The sequence below is a fragment of the Aurantimicrobium photophilum genome, from assembly GCF_003194085.1.
In the GTDB taxonomy this organism is placed as follows: domain Bacteria; phylum Actinomycetota; class Actinomycetes; order Actinomycetales; family Microbacteriaceae; genus Aurantimicrobium; species Aurantimicrobium photophilum.
Genome location: NZ_CP023994.1, coordinates 807,528 through 824,696, shown reverse-complemented (window position 1 = coordinate 824,696; position 17,169 = coordinate 807,528). Strand labels below are relative to the sequence as shown.

The window sequence follows — 17,169 nt, the reverse complement described above, 5'->3', positions numbered from 1 at the left end:
AAATAACTCTGCAGACTAGTTGCCAGCAAGCTTCTCGCGAAGAGCTGCAAGCGACTCGTCGTCTGCGAGGGTACCAGCAGATGCTGCCTCGCTAGAGAATGAGGTGCTTTCAGAAGCTGCAGCTGCTGGAGCATCAGGAATGTTGGCTTCGGCTTCGTTAGCTGCCTTGACCTGGATCTTGTGCTGTTCCCAACGAGCCTGAGCTGCTGCGTAGTCCAGTTCCCACTTCTCGCGTGCGGTGTCGAAACCTTCACGCCATTCGTTGGTCTCTGGGTCGAAGCCCTCTGGGTACTTGTAGTTGCCGCTCTCGTCATACTCGGTGAGCATGCCGTAGAGAGCTGGGTCAAACTCGGTACCTTCGGGGTCAACACCCTCGTTAGCCTGCTTGAGGCTGAGAGAGATGCGGCGACGCTCGAGGTCGATGTCGATGACCTTGACGAATACGTCGTCACCAACAGAAACAACCTGCTCTGCGAGTTCAACGTGCTTGCCGGAGAGCTCAGAGATGTGGACGAGACCTTCGATGCCGTCTGCAACGCGAACGAATGCACCGAATGGAACAAGCTTGGTGACCTTACCGGGAGCAACCTGACCGATTGCGTGGGTACGGGCAAATACCTGCCATGGGTCTTCCTGAGTTGCCTTGAGCGAGAGCGATACACGCTCGCGGTCCATGTCAACCTCGAGGATTTCGACGGTAACTTCCTGGCCAACTTCAACAACCTCAGAAGCGTGCTCGATGTGCTTCCAGGAGAGCTCAGATACGTGGACGAGACCGTCTACGCCACCGAGGTCAACGAATGCACCGAAGTTGACGATCGAAGAAACGACACCCTTACGGATCTGACCCTTCTGGAGGTTAACCAGGAAGGTGCTGCGGCTCTCGGACTGAGTCTGCTCAAGAAGTGCACGGCGAGAAAGAACAACGTTGTTACGGTTCTTGTCCAGCTCGAGGATCTTGGCTTCGATGTCCTGGCCGAGGTAAGGAGTGAGGTCGCGAACGCGACGAAGCTCGATGAGAGATGCAGGAAGGAATCCACGCAGACCGATGTCTACGATCAGACCACCCTTAACAACTTCGATAACCGAACCGGTAACGATGCCGTCTGCGTCCTTGATCTTTTCAACATCGCCCCATGCACGCTCGTACTGTGCGCGCTTCTTGGAGAGGATGAGGCGACCTTCTTTATCTTCCTTCTGAAGAACGAGTGCCTCAACGGTGTCGCCAACCTTGACTACCTCAGAGGGGTCAATGTCGTGCTTGATGGAAAGTTCACGAGAAGGGATAACACCTTCGGTCTTGTAGCCAACGTCAAGGAGAACCTCGTCGCGATCTACCTTGACAACGGTGCCTTCAATGAGGTCACCATCGTTGAAAAACTTGAGGGTCTTTTCGACAGCGGCGAGGAAGTCCTCAGCAGAACCGATGTCGTTGATTGCAACCTGAGCGGCTGCCTTCTTTGCTACAAGCGTCATGTAAAACGTGCTCCAGTATTTACTTACTTCAGGCCTTCAGACACAGCGAACTGTTGAATTGTCTTTCGGGCAGACGGATAGAACGCACAAATGTGCATCTCTCAGATTACTTCACAGCAGACTTCCGCGCAAACTCGCGGATATCGGACTAGTGGGCAGCTTCATTCCAATTAGCTCCGACACCAATTTGCACGTCGAGAGGAACCCTCAGCTTCGCAGCATGAGACATTCTGTCGGTCACAATCTTCTCGACCTGTTCACGTTCGGATTCAATAACTTCGAGAACCAATTCGTCATGTACTTGAAGCAACAATTGAGACTTCAGCCCAAGTGCAACGAGGTCCTGCTCAATACCGATCATGGCGATCTTCATGATGTCTGCTGCTGTTCCCTGCATTGGTGCGTTCAGAGCAGCACGTTCTGCGTTGTCTCGGAAAACACGGTTGGGGCTTGCCAAATCAGGGAATGGCCTCCTGCGACCGAAGAGTGTTTCGGTATATCCCTGTGCTCGGGCCTGTTCAACGACGTTGCGCAGATAGTCGCGCACTCCCCCAAAACGCTGGAAATAGTCTGCCATAAGCTTCTTAGCTGCCGAATTATCGATGCCAAGCTGACGCGCAAGACCAAAAGCACTCAAACCATAAGCGAGGCCGTAGCTCATTGCTTTGACTTGACTGCGCATTTCTCCTGTTACTTCGCCAGGTTCCACACCAAAGACACGTGCACCCACAAACTTGTGGAGATCTTCACCGGAGATAAAGGCTTCAATCAGGCCTTCATCCTCTGAGAAGTGCGCCATGATGCGCATTTCAATTTGTGAATAGTCAGCTGTAAACAGAGCGTCGAAGCCTTCTCCGACTTCAAAAGCCTCGCGGATTCGACGACCATCCGCAGTTCGAATGGGAATGTTTTGCAAATTCGGGTTCGCAGAAGATAAGCGGCCTGTGCTTGTTCCTGTTTGGCCATAGGTGGTGTGGATTCTGCCGTCTGGCCCAATAGCCAAAATCAGCGTCTCCACAATTTGCTTGAGCTTGGTCACATCACGGTGTTCAAGTAACAGACCTAAGAACGGATGCGGATTCGTTGCTTGGAGATCCGCCAAAGCAGTTGCATCTGTGGTGTAACCGGTTTTCGTTGCACGGGTTTTCGGCATACCGAGCTGGTCAAACAACACTTCTTGAAGCTGCTTGGGTGAGGCGAGGTTCACTTCTCGTCCAATGACGGCAAATGCTTCGTTCTTTGCTGTTTCTGCTCGGATTCCGAGCTCGTCAGAGAGTGCTTGAAGTTTGTCTTTATTTACCGTGACGCCACGCATTTCCATGGCAGCGAGTGTGGTCAACGAAGGAATCTCAATCTCAAGGAAGAGGGCAAGAGTTGCTGCTTCCATGCGGTCACGGATTGCAGAATCGATACGGTTCACAAACCATGCACGTCCACCGGCATCAAGTTCCGAATCATCAGGAACGAGCTGGTTGGGGTCGGGGGTGGGAAGTACTTCATTGAGGTAAAGCTTGACAAGATCAGCAAGCTCTCGCTTGGAGGAATCGGGTCGCAATACCCAATCGGCTATCTCAGTATCAAAACCGAGGTTCTCCAGTGGAATACCTAGCGATAACAGTGCCTTGATCTGTTCTTTAGCACCGTGGAAGATCTTGGGAGTGGGACCGGCAAACCATTCAATCAAAGGCTTCATATCGGCTTGCACAGGTGACCACGGAATGGAGACCGTTTCAGTTTCTGTCGCTAAGCCCACAACTGCGATACCCGTGGCATAAACCTCAAGCTCAACCGCAACACCCTGTGGAGAGGTCTCAGATGCTCTGTGGAGCCACGCTGCGAGCTCCTCATCGAGAAGTTGCTGAGAACGCGGAGCCTGGGCAGCTGCCACAGGCTCCGAACGCACTTCATCAACCACAGGAGCTACTGATGGTGATGGTTTTGTCGCGGTCGAAGTCGAATCCTGCTCACCATTGAGTGCAAGCACTCGTGTCAACAAAGATTTGAACTCGAGACGACCGAAGACTTCTTTAACTGACTCAGAATCAAAAGGAAGTCGCTCTAAATCTGCAGGTCCAACGGGAAGATCAACGTCTGGAATCAGTCGATTGAGTCGGCGGTTCCTGATTGCGTTTTCTTTGAACTCTCGGAGACTTTCGCCAACTTTGCCACCGATTTCATCGGCTCGACGAAGGATTTCTTCGAGGGATCCATATTCGTTGATCCACTTAACAGCGGTCTTCTCACCCACCTTCGGAATACCAGGCAAGTTGTCGCTGGTTTCACCGACCAAGGCAGCAATCTCTGGGTACTGATGAGGTTGAATGCCATAGCGTTCAAACACTTTGGCTGCGTCATAACGCGTGAGTTCCGAAACACCTTGTTTGGACGGATACAGCAACGTGACATTGTCATCGATGAGTTGGATAGTGTCCCGGTCACCTGAAACAACTAAGACTTTGAAATCTTGAGCAGAGCCTTGAGCAGCAAGCGTGGCGAGAATGTCATCCGCCTCAAAATCTTCTTTAGTGATGGTCGTGATACCCATTGCGTGAAGTGCATCTTGAAGGAGAGGTACTTGACCAATGAACTCAGGCGGAGTTTCTCCACGAGTCCCTTTGTACTCGGGGTACTCCCGGGTGCGAAACGAATAGCGAGAGATATCGAAAGCCACTGCCAAGTGAGTGGGCTTTTCCTTTGCCAACAGGTTCAACATCATGGAGATAAAGCCATGAATGGCGTTGGTGTGCTGGCCATCAGCAGTTCGGAAACTGTCTACCGGAAGAGCATAAAACGCCCGGAAAGCGAGCGAATGCCCATCAATGACCATAAGGGTAGGCTGGGCGTTATTCGACACGTGCCAAGCCTACACAGCACGTAAGACCTAGCTCACGAGGAATCTTCAATGTCTTCTGAATATGTTCGCCCACCTGTACTGGATCTTGAGCAGTTCCGCGGATTTTCTGCCGGACCCCTGTGGGACAAGATGGGCATTCAACTCCACGAGCTCTCCCCTGAATACGCTGTTGCCACAATGCCCGTCGAAGGCAACACCCAGTCAGTAGGAATCTTGCACGGCGGTGCGTATGTCGTCATTGCTGAAGGACTCGGGTCTATTGCTGCAAACATGTTTGCTGGTGAAGGCCGTGTTGCTGTCGGTATCGAAGTCAGCGCCACACACACCGGCAGTATTTCAGAAGGTTTTGTGACAGCAACCTGTAAGGCTCTTCACCTAGGACGCACCCTCACCACTCACGAAATCGTCTGCACAGATGAGAATGGTCGACGACTGTCAACCATTCGTTTGACGAACTTCATCAAGGACAGAAAGAAGTAGGTTACTTCTTTTCCTTTTTGTCTGAACCCAGCTGGTCCACAATCGTGACAGCAACATCTTTCATGGTCAGTCGGCGATCCATCGATGCCTTTTGAATCCAACGGAAAGCTTCTGGTTCCGTCAGACCCATCTTTTCGTTGAGAATGCCCTTAGCAATGTCGACAATCTTGCGAGTCTCGAAACGCTCAGAGAGGTCTGCAACCTCATTTTCCAAAGCAACAATCTGCGCCCAACGAGAAAGTGCGATCTCAACAGCAGGAAGTAAGTCATTGGGAGTGAAAGGCTTCACAACATAGGCCAGTGCACCTGCCTCTGTGGCGCGCTCGACGAGTTCTTTCTGACTGAACGCAGTCAAGAGAACAACGGGTGCGATGTGCTCTTTGTTGAGCTGATCTGCAGCAGAAATGCCATCAAGCTTGGGCATCTTCACGTCCATCACTACGAGATCAGGGCGAAGTTCTTTTGCCAAAGCAACGGCTGCTTCACCATCGCCAGCCTCCCCCACAACATCAAAACCGTTGTCGCGAAGAGTTTCAACGATATCCATGCGGATAAGGGACTCATCTTCTGCAACAACAACACGACGTTTGGTGGGTGTTTGGATCTCTTGGTCGGCCATGCCTCCAGCCTAGGATATTCTTGAAGATATATCAGCCGAATTGGCGGAATGGCAGACGCGGAGCACTCAAAATGCTTTGTCTTCGGACGTGTGGGTTCAAGTCCCACATTCGGCACCAATAAGAAAAGCCCCTCATGTGAGGGGCTTTTCTTTGTGTGAGCCTAGAGGTTCTCGTAGGCGGGAGCTGCAGCGTTGCGTGCATCTCCCACCTTGTGAACACGAAGGTCGTTGGTAGAACCTGCGATTCCGGGAGGGGAACCAGCAATAACGACGACCTTGTCGCCGGCTTCTGCCAATCCTTCACCGAGAAGTAGGTCATCTACCTGACCGAACATCTGATCAGTGTGAGTTACTGCATCAACCAAGTAAGACTTGACGCCCCAGGTCAGTGCCATACGGCGACGAATGTGCTCGTGTGGGGTCAGAACAATCATGGGGATGTCTGAACGCAAGCGAGCCATACGGCGAGCAGAGTCGCCGGATTCGGTGAACACACAGAGGTATTTTGCATCAACGAACTCGGCAACTTCCTTAGCAGCCAAGGTAATTGCGCCACCCTGGGTACGAGGCTTGGTGCCGAGCTCAGGAATTCGCTCAATACCGTGGTCTTCAGTGGACTCGATGATGCGAGCCATAGTTGCAACGGTAATCGTGGGGAATTCACCGACACTGGTTTCACCCGAGAGCATGACAGCGTCCGTTCCATCCAGAACAGCGTTGGCACAGTCAGATGCCTCTGCACGAGTGGGACGAGGGCTTGAGATCATGGATTCGAGAACCTGAGTTGCCACAATGACAGGCTTTGCCCAACGACGAGCGAGTTCTACGGCACGCTTCTGGACAATAGGAACTGCCTCGAGAGGAAGCTCAACACCAAGGTCACCACGAGCAACCATGATGGCATCAAAAGCGTCAACGATTTCTTCCAAGTTGTCGACAGCCTGTGGCTTTTCAACCTTGGCAATAACGGGAAGACGAACGCCTTCTTCATCCATGATTTCGTGGACTCGCTTGATGTCAGCAGCATCACGAACAAAGCTCAATGCAATGAAGTCCGCGCCCAAGCGAAGGCCCCAACGCAGGTCTGCTTCGTCCTTGTCGGAGAGGGCAGGAACGTTCACAGCAACACCAGGAAGGTTGATGCCCTTGTTGTTAGATACGGGTCCAGGAACCTCAACAACGGTGGTGACAACAGTTCCGTCAGTTTCGAGAACACGGAGAGTGACCTTACCGTCATCAATCAGGAGAGGATCTCCAGGCTTGACGTCCTGAGGAAGACCCTTGAATGTAGTGGAGCTGATCTCCTTGTTACCAACGATGTCTTCAATGGTGATCTTGAAGATGTCGCCTTCGGCGAGGTCGTAGGGACCGCCTTCAAACTTGCCGAGACGAATCTTGGGGCCTTGTAGGTCAACGAGTACGGCAACAGGCTTGCCTAGATCTTCAGCAGCCTTGCGAACGTTGCGGTAAACCTCTTCGTGAACATCGTAGGAACCGTGTGAAAGGTTCATACGAGCCACGTCAACACCAGCTTCGATGATTGACTTCAGGCTTTCATAGCTAGAAGTTGCTGGACCAAGGGTCGCAACGATTTTGGCGCGTCTCATGAAATGTCTCTTTCGTTTCAGTGGTGCCAGGTCGCAGGAGGGAATTGCGACTGTTTTATCGTACTAAACCGCGAAGCCGCGGTCTGTGGGTGCTACAGGAGCAGGAAGTAACGTCTCACCTTCAAGGTAGCGGTCAACTGCTGCTGCAGCTGCGCGACCCTCGGCAATAGCCCAGACAATCAGTGATTGTCCACGCCCTGCATCACCTGCAACAAAAACACCCGGTTCTGCAGTTGCATACTGTGCATCGCGATTGAGGTTTCCACGCTGGGTGAGGCTCACGCCGAGTTCAGAATGAGCGATGTCGCCCTCTGGACCAGTAAAGCCCAGTGCGAGCAAAACGAGATCTGCGGGGATTTCTCGTTCGGTACCCGCCTTGGGAACGCGAGCACCGTCGACGAATTCTGTCTCGGCGACGCGAACGGCGCGAACATTTCCGTCCTTATCGCCTAAGAACTCAACGGTTGAGACGAGGTACTCACGAGTACCACCCTCTTCGTGCGCGCTAGCGACTTCAAACAGGTTGGGGAATGTTGGCCACGGCTGAGAATCTGGGCGCTCCGCAGGAGGCTGCTTACCAATGGCCAAGTTGGTAACTGATGCTGCCTGGTGACGGTGAGCAGTTCCGATGCAGTCTGCACCAGTGTCACCACCACCCAGAATTACAACGTGCTTTCCCTGTGCGTGAATCTGGTTGGGAACATCCTGACCATCAACTGCACGGTTGGATTGTGCAAGATAATCCATAGCGAAGTGAACACCGTTGAGGTCACGACCCGGGATGGGAAGATCACGAGGAACCATGGCGCCCGTTGCGACAACCACTGCGTCATAACGCTTGCGCAGGTCTTCCCACGAAATGTCTGTGCCGATGTTGACACCGGGGCGGAATCGTGTTCCTTCAGCTTCCATCTGCTCTAGACGACGATCGATGTGGATTTTTTCCATCTTGAAGTCAGGAATACCGTAACGAAGAAGACCACCGATCTTTTCGTCACGCTCATACACAGCCACTGTGTGACCTGCACGAGTGAGCTGCTGCGCAGCAGCAAGTCCTGCAGGGCCTGAACCAACGACAGCAACAGTTTTACCGGAGAGTCGTTCTGGAATGAGAGGGGTAACCCATCCTTCATCGAAAGCCTTATCAATGATGGATACTTCAACCTGCTTGATGGTCACAGCTGGCTGGTTGATGCTCAACACACAGGAAGATTCACAGGGTGCAGGACACAGACGACCCGTGAACTCAGGGAAGTTGTTGGTTGCGTGAAGGCGATCAATCGCGTCCTTGTCATCCCCGCGCCAGGTGAGGTCATTCCATTCAGGAATGAGGTTGCCCAATGGGCAGCCCTGGTGACAGAAAGGAATTCCACAATCCATGCAACGACCAGCCTGACGCACCAGCGTCTCGCGGTCGCCTGCTTCATAGACTTCTTTCCAGTCCATGAGGCGAATGGGAACAGGGCGACGGGCAGGAACTTCACGCTGGCGTGTGTTCAAGAAACCTTTGGGATCAGCCACCAGTCACCTCCATGATCTTCTTCCAGGTTGCATCCCCGTCGGGGTCAATACCTGCATTCTCTGCATCCTGACGAACTTCTAACACTGCAGCGTAATCACGAGGAACTACCTTGGTGAAGTCGTCAACAGACTTCTCAAAGTTGGCAAGAAGTGCAGCAGCTCGAGGTGAACCTGTCTCAGCTAGATGAGATTCAAGAATGTCCTTGAGGATTTCTGCATCAGCGCTTCCCAGCTTCTCCAAACGGAGTTCACCAGAACCAAGTGAATCAGCGTTGACCTTGTTGGGGTCTAGAGAATGTACGTAGGCAATACCGCCAGACATACCTGCACCGAGGTTGCGGCCAGTGGAGCCGAGAATGACAGCCAAACCGCCGGTCATATATTCGAGGGCGTGGTCTCCCACACCTTCGGCAACAGCGGTCGCACCAGAATTTCGCACCAGGAAGCGTTCACCAACAAGACCGCTGATGAAGATAGAACCGCTTGTTGCGCCATAACCAATAACGTTTCCAGCAATGACGTTCTCTTCAGGAGCAAAGCTCGACGATGGTGACGGCTTCACGACGATAGATCCGCCAGAAAGCCCCTTACCTACGTAGTCGTTCGAGTCTCCAACCAAGCGCAGGGTGATACCTGCAGGAACGAAGGCACCGAAGGACTGACCAGCTGTTCCGGTCAGGGTGATGTCGATGGTTCCGTGTGGCAAGGCGTCCTGACCAAACTTCTTAGTCAATTCGTGGCCAAGCATGGTTCCCACAGCACGTTCGGTGTTGCGGATAGGAAGCTCGATCGAGACCGGCTCGCCCTTAGTCAATGCTGCACGAGAGAGGTTAATGAGCTCGTTGTCGAAGTGTTCTTCGAGTTCGTGGTCCTGTGCACGTGCACGGATACGAGGTTCATCTGCAAGGAACTTAGGTCCAACCAGGATGGGCTCGAGGTCTAGACCTTCAGACTTCCAGTGTTCGACTGCGTCATTGACGTTCAAGAGATCGTTACGACCAATGATTTCGTCAAGGCTGCGATAGCCCAGCTCTGCAAGGTATTCACGAACTTCCTGAGCGATGAACTCAAAGAAGTTGACCACGAACTCAGGCTTGCCTGTGAAGCGTGCACGGAGCTCAGGGTTCTGTGTTGCAACACCAACAGGGCAGGTGTCGAGGTGGCACACGCGCATCATGATGCATCCAGAGACCACAAGTGGAGCAGTTGCGAAACCAAACTCTTCAGCACCCAGGAGAGCAGCAACGATAACGTCACGGCCGGTCTTGAGCTGACCATCTACCTGAACGGAAACGCGGTCACGCATACCGTTGAGCATGAGAGTCTGCTGCGCTTCAGCAAGACCCAGCTCCCACGGCGTTCCAGCGTGCTTGAGCGAGTTCAGCGGGCTTGCGCCAGTTCCACCGTCGTGACCTGAAATGAGAATGACGTCAGCAAGTGCCTTAGATACACCTGCAGCAACAGCACCAATACCTGACTGGCTCACGAGCTTCACGTGCACACGAGCAGCGGGGTTCGCGCGCTTCACATCGAAGATCAGTTGCTTGAGGTCTTCAATGGAGTAGATGTCGTGGTGTGGGGGTGGAGAAATCAGACCAACGCCAGCGGTTGCGTGACGTGTGCGCGCAATCCAGGGGTAAACCTTGTTGTTAGGGAGCTGACCACCTTCACCAGGCTTCGCGCCCTGAGCCATCTTGATCTGGATGTCATCAGCGTGAGTGAGATACATGCTGGTGACACCGAAACGACCAGAAGCAACCTGCTTGATGGCAGAACGACGAGTGGGGTCAAGAAGACGGGCAACGTCTTCACCACCCTCACCAGTGTTGCTCTTGGCGCCAATAGAGTTCATCGCAATCGCGAGTGTCTCGTGAGCCTCAGGTGAAATCGAGCCATAGCTCATGGCACCAGTTGAGAAGCGCTTCACGATTGACTCAACAGATTCAACTTCATCGAGTGGCACAGGGTTACGCTTGCCTGTTTCTAGGGTGAAAAGACCACGAAGGGTCATCAGTTCACGAGTCTGATCGTCGACCAGCTTGGTGTACTCGCGGAATGTGTCGAAACGACGTTCACGGGTGGAGTGCTGAAGCTTGAAAACTGTTTCAGGGTTGAACAAGTGCGGTGCACCATCGCGACGCCACTGGAACTCACCACCAGTGGTCAAACGCTCAGTTGTCAGTGGAGCCCCATCGGAAGGATAGGCAGAAGCATGGCGGGCAAGGTTTTCGGCAGCAATAACATCAATGCCTACTCCCCCAAGCTTGCTGTTGGTTCCCGTGAAGTACTGGTCTACAAACTCCTGAGAGAGACCAACTGCTTCGAAGGTTTGCGCGCCGGTGTAGGACGAGACGGTAGAAATACCCATTTTCGACATCACTTTAAGAACACCCTTACCGAGTGCCTTGATGACGTTCTTGGTTGCCTTCTCGGTTGTCACACCCGTGATGAACTCATCACGGACCAACTGCTCGCAGGTTTCCATCGCGAGGTAAGGGTTGACTGCAGAAGCACCATAACCCAGTAATACAGCGACGTGGTGAACTTCACGAACGTCACCAGCTTCAACAACAATGCCGACCTTGGTGCGGTTTTCCGTACGAATGAGGTGGTGGTGAACCGTCGAAACCATCATCAAGGATGGAATCGGCGCCATATCGGAGTTCGAGTCACGGTCAGAAAGCACGATGAACTTGATGCCCTGAGCAATTGCTTCATCTACTTCTTCACAGAGCTGCGCCAGGCGCTTTTCCATGGCGCGAGGACCCTTGTTGACTTTGTAGAGTCCCTTGAGCTTGATTCCTTCACGAGCACCGCTCTTGCCACGAATGTGGAGAACCTTTGCCAGCTGATCGTTATCGATCACAGGGAAATCAAGTACTACCTGTTCGGTGTGCTCGGGACCGGCAGCAAGCAGGTTTCGCTCGGGCCCCAGACCCAACTTCAGGCTGGTCACTACTTCTTCACGAATGGAGTCCAGTGGCGGGTTTGTTACCTGAGCAAACTGCTGAACAAAGTAATCGAAAAGCAAACGTGGGCGTGAAGAAATAACAGCAATAGGAGTATCTGTTCCCATAGCACCAAGAGGTTCTGCACCGGTTTTTGCCATAGGAGCAAGCATGATGCGGAGTTCTTCTTCGGTGTAGCCAAAGGTGCGCTGACGACGAATGACTGAACTACGAGTGTGCGCAATGTGCTCACGCTCAGGGAGTTCCTCTAGGTCAATACGCGATTGGTCAATCCATTCCTGCCACGGACCAGAAGCGGCAAGCTCGCTCTTGATTTCATCATCAGAAATGATGCGACCAGCAACGGTGTCAACCAACAACATTTTGCCTGGCTGCAAACGACCCTTTTGGACTACCTTTGCGGGGTCAACGTCATAGACGCCGATCTCTGAACCTACGACGATGAGGCCATCATCGGTAACGAGGTAACGACCAGGGCGCAGACCGTTACGGTCCAGAGTTGCACCGACAAGAGAACCGTCAGTAAAGCAGATAGCAGCGGGGCCATCCCAAGGCTCCATCAAGGAGGAGTGATACTCATAGAACGCACGACGAGTGGGATCCATGTCGGGCTGGTTTTCCCATGCCTCAGGAACCATCATCATGATGGCGTGAGGAAGTGGACGGCCAGCAAGAGTAAGAAGTTCTACAACTTCGTCGAAAGACGCACTGTCCGAAGCGCCAGGGGTGCAAATGGGAAGAAGATCCTTCATGTCGCCGAGAAGCTCAGACTCCAGCTGCGACTGACGTGCACGCATCCAGTTACGGTTTCCCTGAACAGTGTTAATCTCACCGTTGTGGCAGATGAAACGGAAGGGGTGTGCCAGCGGCCACGAGGGGAATGTGTTCGTGGAATAACGCGAGTGCACCAGAGCGAGAGTGGATGCAAAACGCGCATCACTGAGATCTGGATAGAAAGGCTCCAGCTGCAGGGTGGTAACCATGCCCTTGTAGACAAGGGTGCGTGAGGACAAGGATGCGAAATAGATTTCACATTCGCGCTCTACACGCTTACGCAGTCGGTAAATCAGGCGGTCCAGTTCAATGCCGGAAAGATCTCCTGAAGAAGATGTGACGAAAGCCTGTTCAATGGCAGGCATCGCTTCGCGTGCGAGCTTTCCGAGGTTGTCTGGTGCAGTTGGGACAACACGCCAACCCAACACCTTGAGGCCTTCGCTGTCTGCAATTTCAGCAAAGCGAGCCTGAATAGCTGCTCGTTCGGAGTCCTTCAAAGGAAGGAAAGCATTACCCACTGCATAACTACCTGCAGCTGGGAGGTCGAAGTCAACAACTTCACGCAAGAACGCATCAGGAATCTGGGTCAAAATACCGGCCCCATCGCCAGTACCTGCGTCAGAACCAACAGCACCCCGGTGCTCGAGGTTACGAAGAGAGCTCAGCGCGACATCAATGATGTCGTGTCCAGGAATACCTCGCAGAGTGGCGACCATGGCCAGGCCACAGGCGTCTTTCTCTAGGGCGGGGTCATACAGACCTTGGGCAGCGGGTGCCAAGGAAAAGCGTTGATGGGGAGTCGCTAGCGACATGGAACCCTCCTCTCGAAACCGTTAATCGGGAGGGACGACGTTGGCCCTAAAGTCATCTGGAAAAGTGAAACGCGAGAGCTTGTCGCTCGTGTGAACTTCTGGGCCGCTTGTGGCGGGGTGAAGTGCCAAAGTTAGTTCTATAACGGGGGCATCTTTGCCCGGATCCGAGTGAAAAAACTTACTTGTCCAACTTTACAGTAGGACCGCCCTCTACGTAGACACTGAGCTCTTTACCCGGGTGGCGTCGGTTCTGGATGAGGATAATCAATACACCAACAACAATGGCCAGCAGTGCTGCCCACACATTAGTGCGAATAGAGAAGAAGGTTTCACTCGAGTCGAGACGGTACGTCTCGAAAACTGAGCGTCCAATTCCGTACCAAATCAGATAGACACCAAAGGCCTTACCCCAGCGCAGGTAGAGCTTGCGTTCAAGCACAATAATGACAAACGCACCCAACAGATTCCACAGAATTTCATAGAGGAACATGGGGTGGAACAGGGTTCCTTCTGGCAATCCGGCAGGGAATGCAGGGTTTGTAGACTCAATTTCTAAGCCCCAGGGCAACGTGGTGGGCTGACCGAAGAGTTCGTGGTTGAAATAGTTACCTAGGCGACCTGTTGCTTGTGCAATCAACATGGCAGGTGCCAGAGCGTCAGCGAATGACCAGAAACGAATCCCCGTTTGCTTACAGCCAATCCACGCACCAACGGCTCCGCCAAGGAGGGAACCAAAGATTGCGTTGCCGCCCTCCCAGATGTAGAAGACCTTCATCAAGTCAGCGCCTTCATAGAAGTAGTCGGCTGGGTGCGTGAAGACGTGGTAGAAACGAGCACCAATAATCCCCAGTGGTACTGCCCACAAAATAATGTCGAGGACAACACCTCGTTCTGCGCCTCGTTTACTCAACCGCGCGTCAGTAATCCAGGTTGCAAGCCCAATTCCAAGAAGAATGCACAACGCATAGATGTGGATGCGCAGTGGTCCTAGATCAAAATATTGAATCGAAGGGCTGGGAATACTCGTAATCAGATGCACAGTGTCAGCTTAGTTTGGAAAGCGAGCAGAGAGTTACTTACCCTGGGCGAGTTCTTCTGCAACGGAACGAAGAGAGTCAATACCGCCATCGTTGAGTGACTTGACGAGAGCAGAACCCACAATTGCACCATCGCCGTAGGCAAGAACTTCTCGCACCTGAGTACCGTTCGAAATGCCCACGCCGACACCGACGTGGGTTGCTCCTACTGAGCGCAGGCGTGCAACCAGAGATTTCGCCGCAACATCCACGTCTTGACGAGCACCAGTAATGCCCATCGTAGAGACGGCATACACAAAGCCACGGCTCTTCTGTACTGCCTGAGCAAGACGTTCATCAGTGGAGGACGGAGCTGCCAAGAAGACGCGGTCAAGGTCATACTTTTCCGCAGCAGCGAGCCACTCCCCTGCTTCCTCTGGAATAAGGTCAGGTGTAATCAGGCCCGCACCACCTGCGGCAGCTAGATCAGAGGCAAACTTATCCACGCCGTATTGAATAACGGGGTTGAAATACGTCATCAACAGAACAGGAATATCTACTCGAGCAGTGATCTTCTTCACAGCTTCAATAGCCTGAGGCAATTTGAAACCGTTTGCCAAAGCAACCTGAGTTGCTTCCTGAATGACCAGGCCATCCATGACGGGATCGGAGTAGGGAACACCCAACTCGAGGATGTCTACGCCACTTTCGACGAGAGCAACCGCAGCTTCAATACTGTCTTCAAGGGTGGGGAACCCAACCGGAAGATAACCGATCAGGACCTTGCCTTTAGCAGAGATAGCTGCTTCAACCTTGGAACTCATGCTGCTCCCCCATCGAGAATGCCGAAGTACTTGGCAGCAGTTTCCATGTCTTTGTCACCACGACCAGAGTTATTCACCAAAATAATCGCGTCAGGACCGAGCTCTTTCCCTAATTGCAGCGCACCGGCAAGACCGTGAGCGGTCTCAATAGCGGGAATGATGCCTTCTGTGCGAGCTAGGAGTCGCAAGGCATCCATAGCCTCAGCATCAGTAATGGGGCGATAGTGAGCACGACCAATGTCGTTGAGCCAGGAGTGTTCAGGTCCAACACCGGGGTAATCCAGACCGGCAGAGATGGAGTGGGACTCAATGGTCTGTCCGTCTTCATCTTGGAGCATGTATGAACGAGCTCCGTGCAGAACACCTGGACGACCCTTTGTGATGGTTGCTGCGTGTTCAGGTGTGTCAACACCGCGACCAGCTGCCTCAAAACCGTAGAGACCAACTGAAGGATCATCAAGGAAAGCATGGAAAATACCGATGGCGTTTGAACCACCACCAACACATGCAGCTACGGCAGTAGGGAGTTGCCCAGTGATTTCGAGCATCTGTTCACGTGCTTCTTCGCCAATGATCTTGTGGAAATCACGAACCATGACAGGGAACGGGTGAGGTCCGGCAACAGTACCCAGCAAGTAGTGAGTGGTGTCCACGTTGGCGACCCAGTCACGAAGTGCCTCATTGATGGCGTCTTTGAGAGTGCGAGAACCGGTGGTAACCGGAATGACTGTGGCGCCGAGTAGACGCATGCGAGCGACATTGAGTGCCTGACGTTCAGTGTCAACCTCACCCATGTAGACAACACACTCGAGACCAAAAAGTGCAGCTGCAGTGGCGCTGGCAACACCGTGCTGACCAGCACCCGTCTCAGCGATGATGCGTGTCTTGCCCAGACGCTTAGCGAGGAGAGCCTGTCCCAGCACATTGTTGATCTTGTGGCTACCTGTGTGGTTGAGATCTTCACGCTTGAGGAAGATACGAGCTCCACCGGCGTGCTCCGCAAAACGAGGAACCTCTGTAATGATGGATGGCCGACCGGTGTAGGTGCGGTGAAGATCAGCTAATTCCTGCTGAAAACCAGGGTCGAGCTTGGCGAGTTCATAGGCAGCAGAGAGTTCATCCAAGGCAGCGATGAGCGATTCAGGAACAAAGCGACCACCGTATTCACCGAAGTAGGGACCAAGTTCATCGCGAAGAGCCATTTATACCGCCAGGAAGGATTGGAGGGTCGCTGCAGGATCTGAGGTGACGAGTGCTTCACCAACAAGTACAACATCAGCACCTGCGTCTCGATAGTGCTGAACATCTGTTGCGTCTCGTACCGCTGATTCTGCCACTTTGATGACGTCAGTAGGAATTTCGCCCACGAGCGAAGCAAAGAGTTCTCTATCTAGCTCGAAGGTGCTTAAGTTTCGCGCGTTGACACCAATCAACTTCGCATCAATATCGAGAGCACGATGAAGCTCTTCACGTGAGTGCGTTTCAACAAGAACGGTCAGCCCTAATGACAGGGCAAACTCGTTGAGTTCAGCAAGAAGTTCTTGCTCTAAAGCCGCAACAATCAAAAGAACAAGATCCGCTCCTGCTGCACGAGCTTCAAGAATTTGATACTTCTCAGCAATGAAGTCTTTACGCAGGACAGGAACAGAAACCTCAGCGCGTACAGCACGCAAATCCTCGAGGGTTCCCTTGAATTTGCGTCCTTCGGTGAGGACACTGATTGTGGAAGCTCCATTAGCTGCATATGTACGCGCAAGAGCTGCAGGATCTGCGATTGCTGCAAGATCACCACGTGAAGGACTCGCACGCTTCACCTCAGCAATGACCTTGATGTGATCAGCTGGTGCGAGAAATTCAAGTGCATTCAGAGCAGGACTCTGAGCTAGTGCTGCTGCCTCTACTTCTGCAAAGGAAACAAACTCACGACGTGCAGCTGCATCCGCCAGAGCGCCAGCTGTCAGGTCGGACAGCATTTAGTAGTGGTGAGGCTTGGGGGTGAACTTAGGACCGTTCACACCATAACCAAGCTTTGCCAAAAGGAAACCAAGTCCCCATCCGACAAAAATACCGACGGCTGAAGCCCAGACAAGCCATTCAATCGCAAGAACGAATGCGGCTGTACCAATGGCAAAAAATACCAACATGGTAATAACGGCAGTCCATGCTGCGGGCGAGTGGCCCTCTCCTGGATCAACGATGTCGTTGCTCATGTCACTC

The 17,169-nt window shown here is 52.9% G+C and carries 12 protein-coding genes and 1 tRNA gene; 2 read left to right on the top strand and 11 right to left on the bottom strand.

The window, feature by feature from the left end:
• Positions 1-15 precede the first annotated feature (15 nt).
• Together rpsA and polA are read right to left on the bottom strand one after the other, a co-directional pair.
• Positions 16-1,476 carry a 30S ribosomal protein S1 gene (gene rpsA, locus AURMO_RS04110; RefSeq protein WP_110233321.1) on the bottom strand — a complete coding sequence of 487 codons (1,461 nt, stop codon included), beginning with the start codon at positions 1,474-1,476 and terminating at the stop codon, positions 16-18.
• Between the two features lie 148 nt (positions 1,477-1,624).
• On the bottom strand, positions 1,625-4,330 hold the full coding sequence (gene polA, locus AURMO_RS04105) for a DNA polymerase I (protein ID WP_110233319.1): 2,706 nt from the start codon (positions 4,328-4,330) through the stop codon (positions 1,625-1,627).
• A 129-nt stretch (positions 4,331-4,459) separates the two neighbouring features.
• Here polA and AURMO_RS04100 point away from each other — a divergent pair, with 129 nt between their 5' ends.
• Positions 4,460-4,810 (top strand): PaaI family thioesterase, encoded by a 351-nt coding sequence (locus tag AURMO_RS04100; RefSeq protein WP_239406878.1) that lies wholly within the window; start codon positions 4,460-4,462, stop codon positions 4,808-4,810.
• A 1-nt stretch (position 4,811) separates the two neighbouring features.
• Here the strand turns inward: AURMO_RS04100 and AURMO_RS04095 are convergent, their stop codons facing one another.
• Complete coding sequence (locus AURMO_RS04095; protein WP_110233315.1) at positions 4,812-5,429, bottom strand: ANTAR domain-containing response regulator; 618 nt, start codon at positions 5,427-5,429, stop codon at positions 4,812-4,814.
• A gap of 34 nt (positions 5,430-5,463) precedes the next feature.
• Between AURMO_RS04095 and AURMO_RS04090 the strand changes: the two genes are divergently transcribed.
• Positions 5,464-5,547, top strand: a tRNA-Leu gene (locus AURMO_RS04090).
• A 43-nt stretch (positions 5,548-5,590) separates the two neighbouring features.
• On the opposite strand, the gene pyk is transcribed toward AURMO_RS04090, so the two are convergent.
• The 8 genes from pyk to AURMO_RS04050 form a co-directional block, all read right to left on the bottom strand.
• The gene (gene pyk, locus AURMO_RS04085) at positions 5,591-7,036 is read right to left on the bottom strand and encodes a pyruvate kinase (protein ID WP_110233313.1); all 1,446 of its coding nucleotides are present in this window, start codon (positions 7,034-7,036) and stop codon (positions 5,591-5,593) included.
• Between the two features lie 63 nt (positions 7,037-7,099).
• On the bottom strand, positions 7,100-8,557 hold the full coding sequence (locus AURMO_RS04080; protein ID WP_110233311.1) for a glutamate synthase subunit beta: 1,458 nt from the start codon (positions 8,555-8,557) through the stop codon (positions 7,100-7,102).
• Positions 8,550-13,112: a glutamate synthase large subunit gene (gene gltB / locus AURMO_RS04075; RefSeq protein WP_110233309.1), complete on the bottom strand. Its 4,563-nt coding sequence runs from the start codon at positions 13,110-13,112 to the stop codon at positions 8,550-8,552. The genes AURMO_RS04080 and gltB overlap by 8 nt, the downstream gene beginning before the upstream one ends.
• 178 nt (positions 13,113-13,290) lie before the next feature.
• Positions 13,291-14,145 carry a prolipoprotein diacylglyceryl transferase gene (lgt, locus tag AURMO_RS04070; protein ID WP_239406877.1) on the bottom strand — a complete coding sequence of 285 codons (855 nt, stop codon included), beginning with the start codon at positions 14,143-14,145 and terminating at the stop codon, positions 13,291-13,293.
• Between the two features lie 39 nt (positions 14,146-14,184).
• Positions 14,185-14,952 (bottom strand): tryptophan synthase subunit alpha, encoded by a 768-nt coding sequence (trpA, locus tag AURMO_RS04065; protein ID WP_110233305.1) that lies wholly within the window; start codon positions 14,950-14,952, stop codon positions 14,185-14,187.
• Complete coding sequence (gene trpB, locus AURMO_RS04060) at positions 14,949-16,154, bottom strand: tryptophan synthase subunit beta (protein ID WP_110233303.1); 1,206 nt, start codon at positions 16,152-16,154, stop codon at positions 14,949-14,951. The genes trpA and trpB overlap by 4 nt, the downstream gene beginning before the upstream one ends.
• Complete coding sequence (gene trpC, locus AURMO_RS04055; protein ID WP_110233301.1) at positions 16,155-16,925, bottom strand: indole-3-glycerol phosphate synthase TrpC; 771 nt, start codon at positions 16,923-16,925, stop codon at positions 16,155-16,157.
• Positions 16,926-17,162, bottom strand: coding sequence for a DUF6704 family protein (locus AURMO_RS04050; protein ID WP_110233299.1), 237 nt, complete (start codon positions 17,160-17,162; stop codon positions 16,926-16,928).
• Positions 17,163-17,169 lie beyond the last annotated feature (7 nt).

Bases quoted from the DNA above. Each gene is read 5' to 3' on its own strand.
- trpC (WP_110233301.1), bottom strand. From the start codon at position 16,925: ATGCTGTCCGACCTGACAGCTGGCGCTCTGGCGGATGCAGCTGCACGT.
- trpA (WP_110233305.1), bottom strand. From the start codon at position 14,952: ATGAGTTCCAAGGTTGAAGCAGCTATCTCTGCTAAAGGCAAGGTCCTG.
- AURMO_RS04050 (WP_110233299.1), bottom strand. From the start codon at position 17,162: ATGAGCAACGACATCGTTGATCCAGGAGAGGGCCACTCGCCCGCAGCA.
- gltB (WP_110233309.1), bottom strand. From the start codon at position 13,112: ATGTCGCTAGCGACTCCCCATCAACGCTTTTCCTTGGCACCCGCTGCC.
- pyk (WP_110233313.1), bottom strand. From the start codon at position 7,036: ATGAGACGCGCCAAAATCGTTGCGACCCTTGGTCCAGCAACTTCTAGC.
- rpsA (WP_110233321.1), bottom strand. From the start codon at position 1,476: ATGACGCTTGTAGCAAAGAAGGCAGCCGCTCAGGTTGCAATCAACGAC.
- trpB (WP_110233303.1), bottom strand. From the start codon at position 16,154: ATGGCTCTTCGCGATGAACTTGGTCCCTACTTCGGTGAATACGGTGGT.
- AURMO_RS04095 (WP_110233315.1), bottom strand. From the start codon at position 5,429: ATGGCCGACCAAGAGATCCAAACACCCACCAAACGTCGTGTTGTTGTT.
- AURMO_RS04100 (WP_239406878.1), top strand. From the start codon at position 4,460: ATGGGCATTCAACTCCACGAGCTCTCCCCTGAATACGCTGTTGCCACA.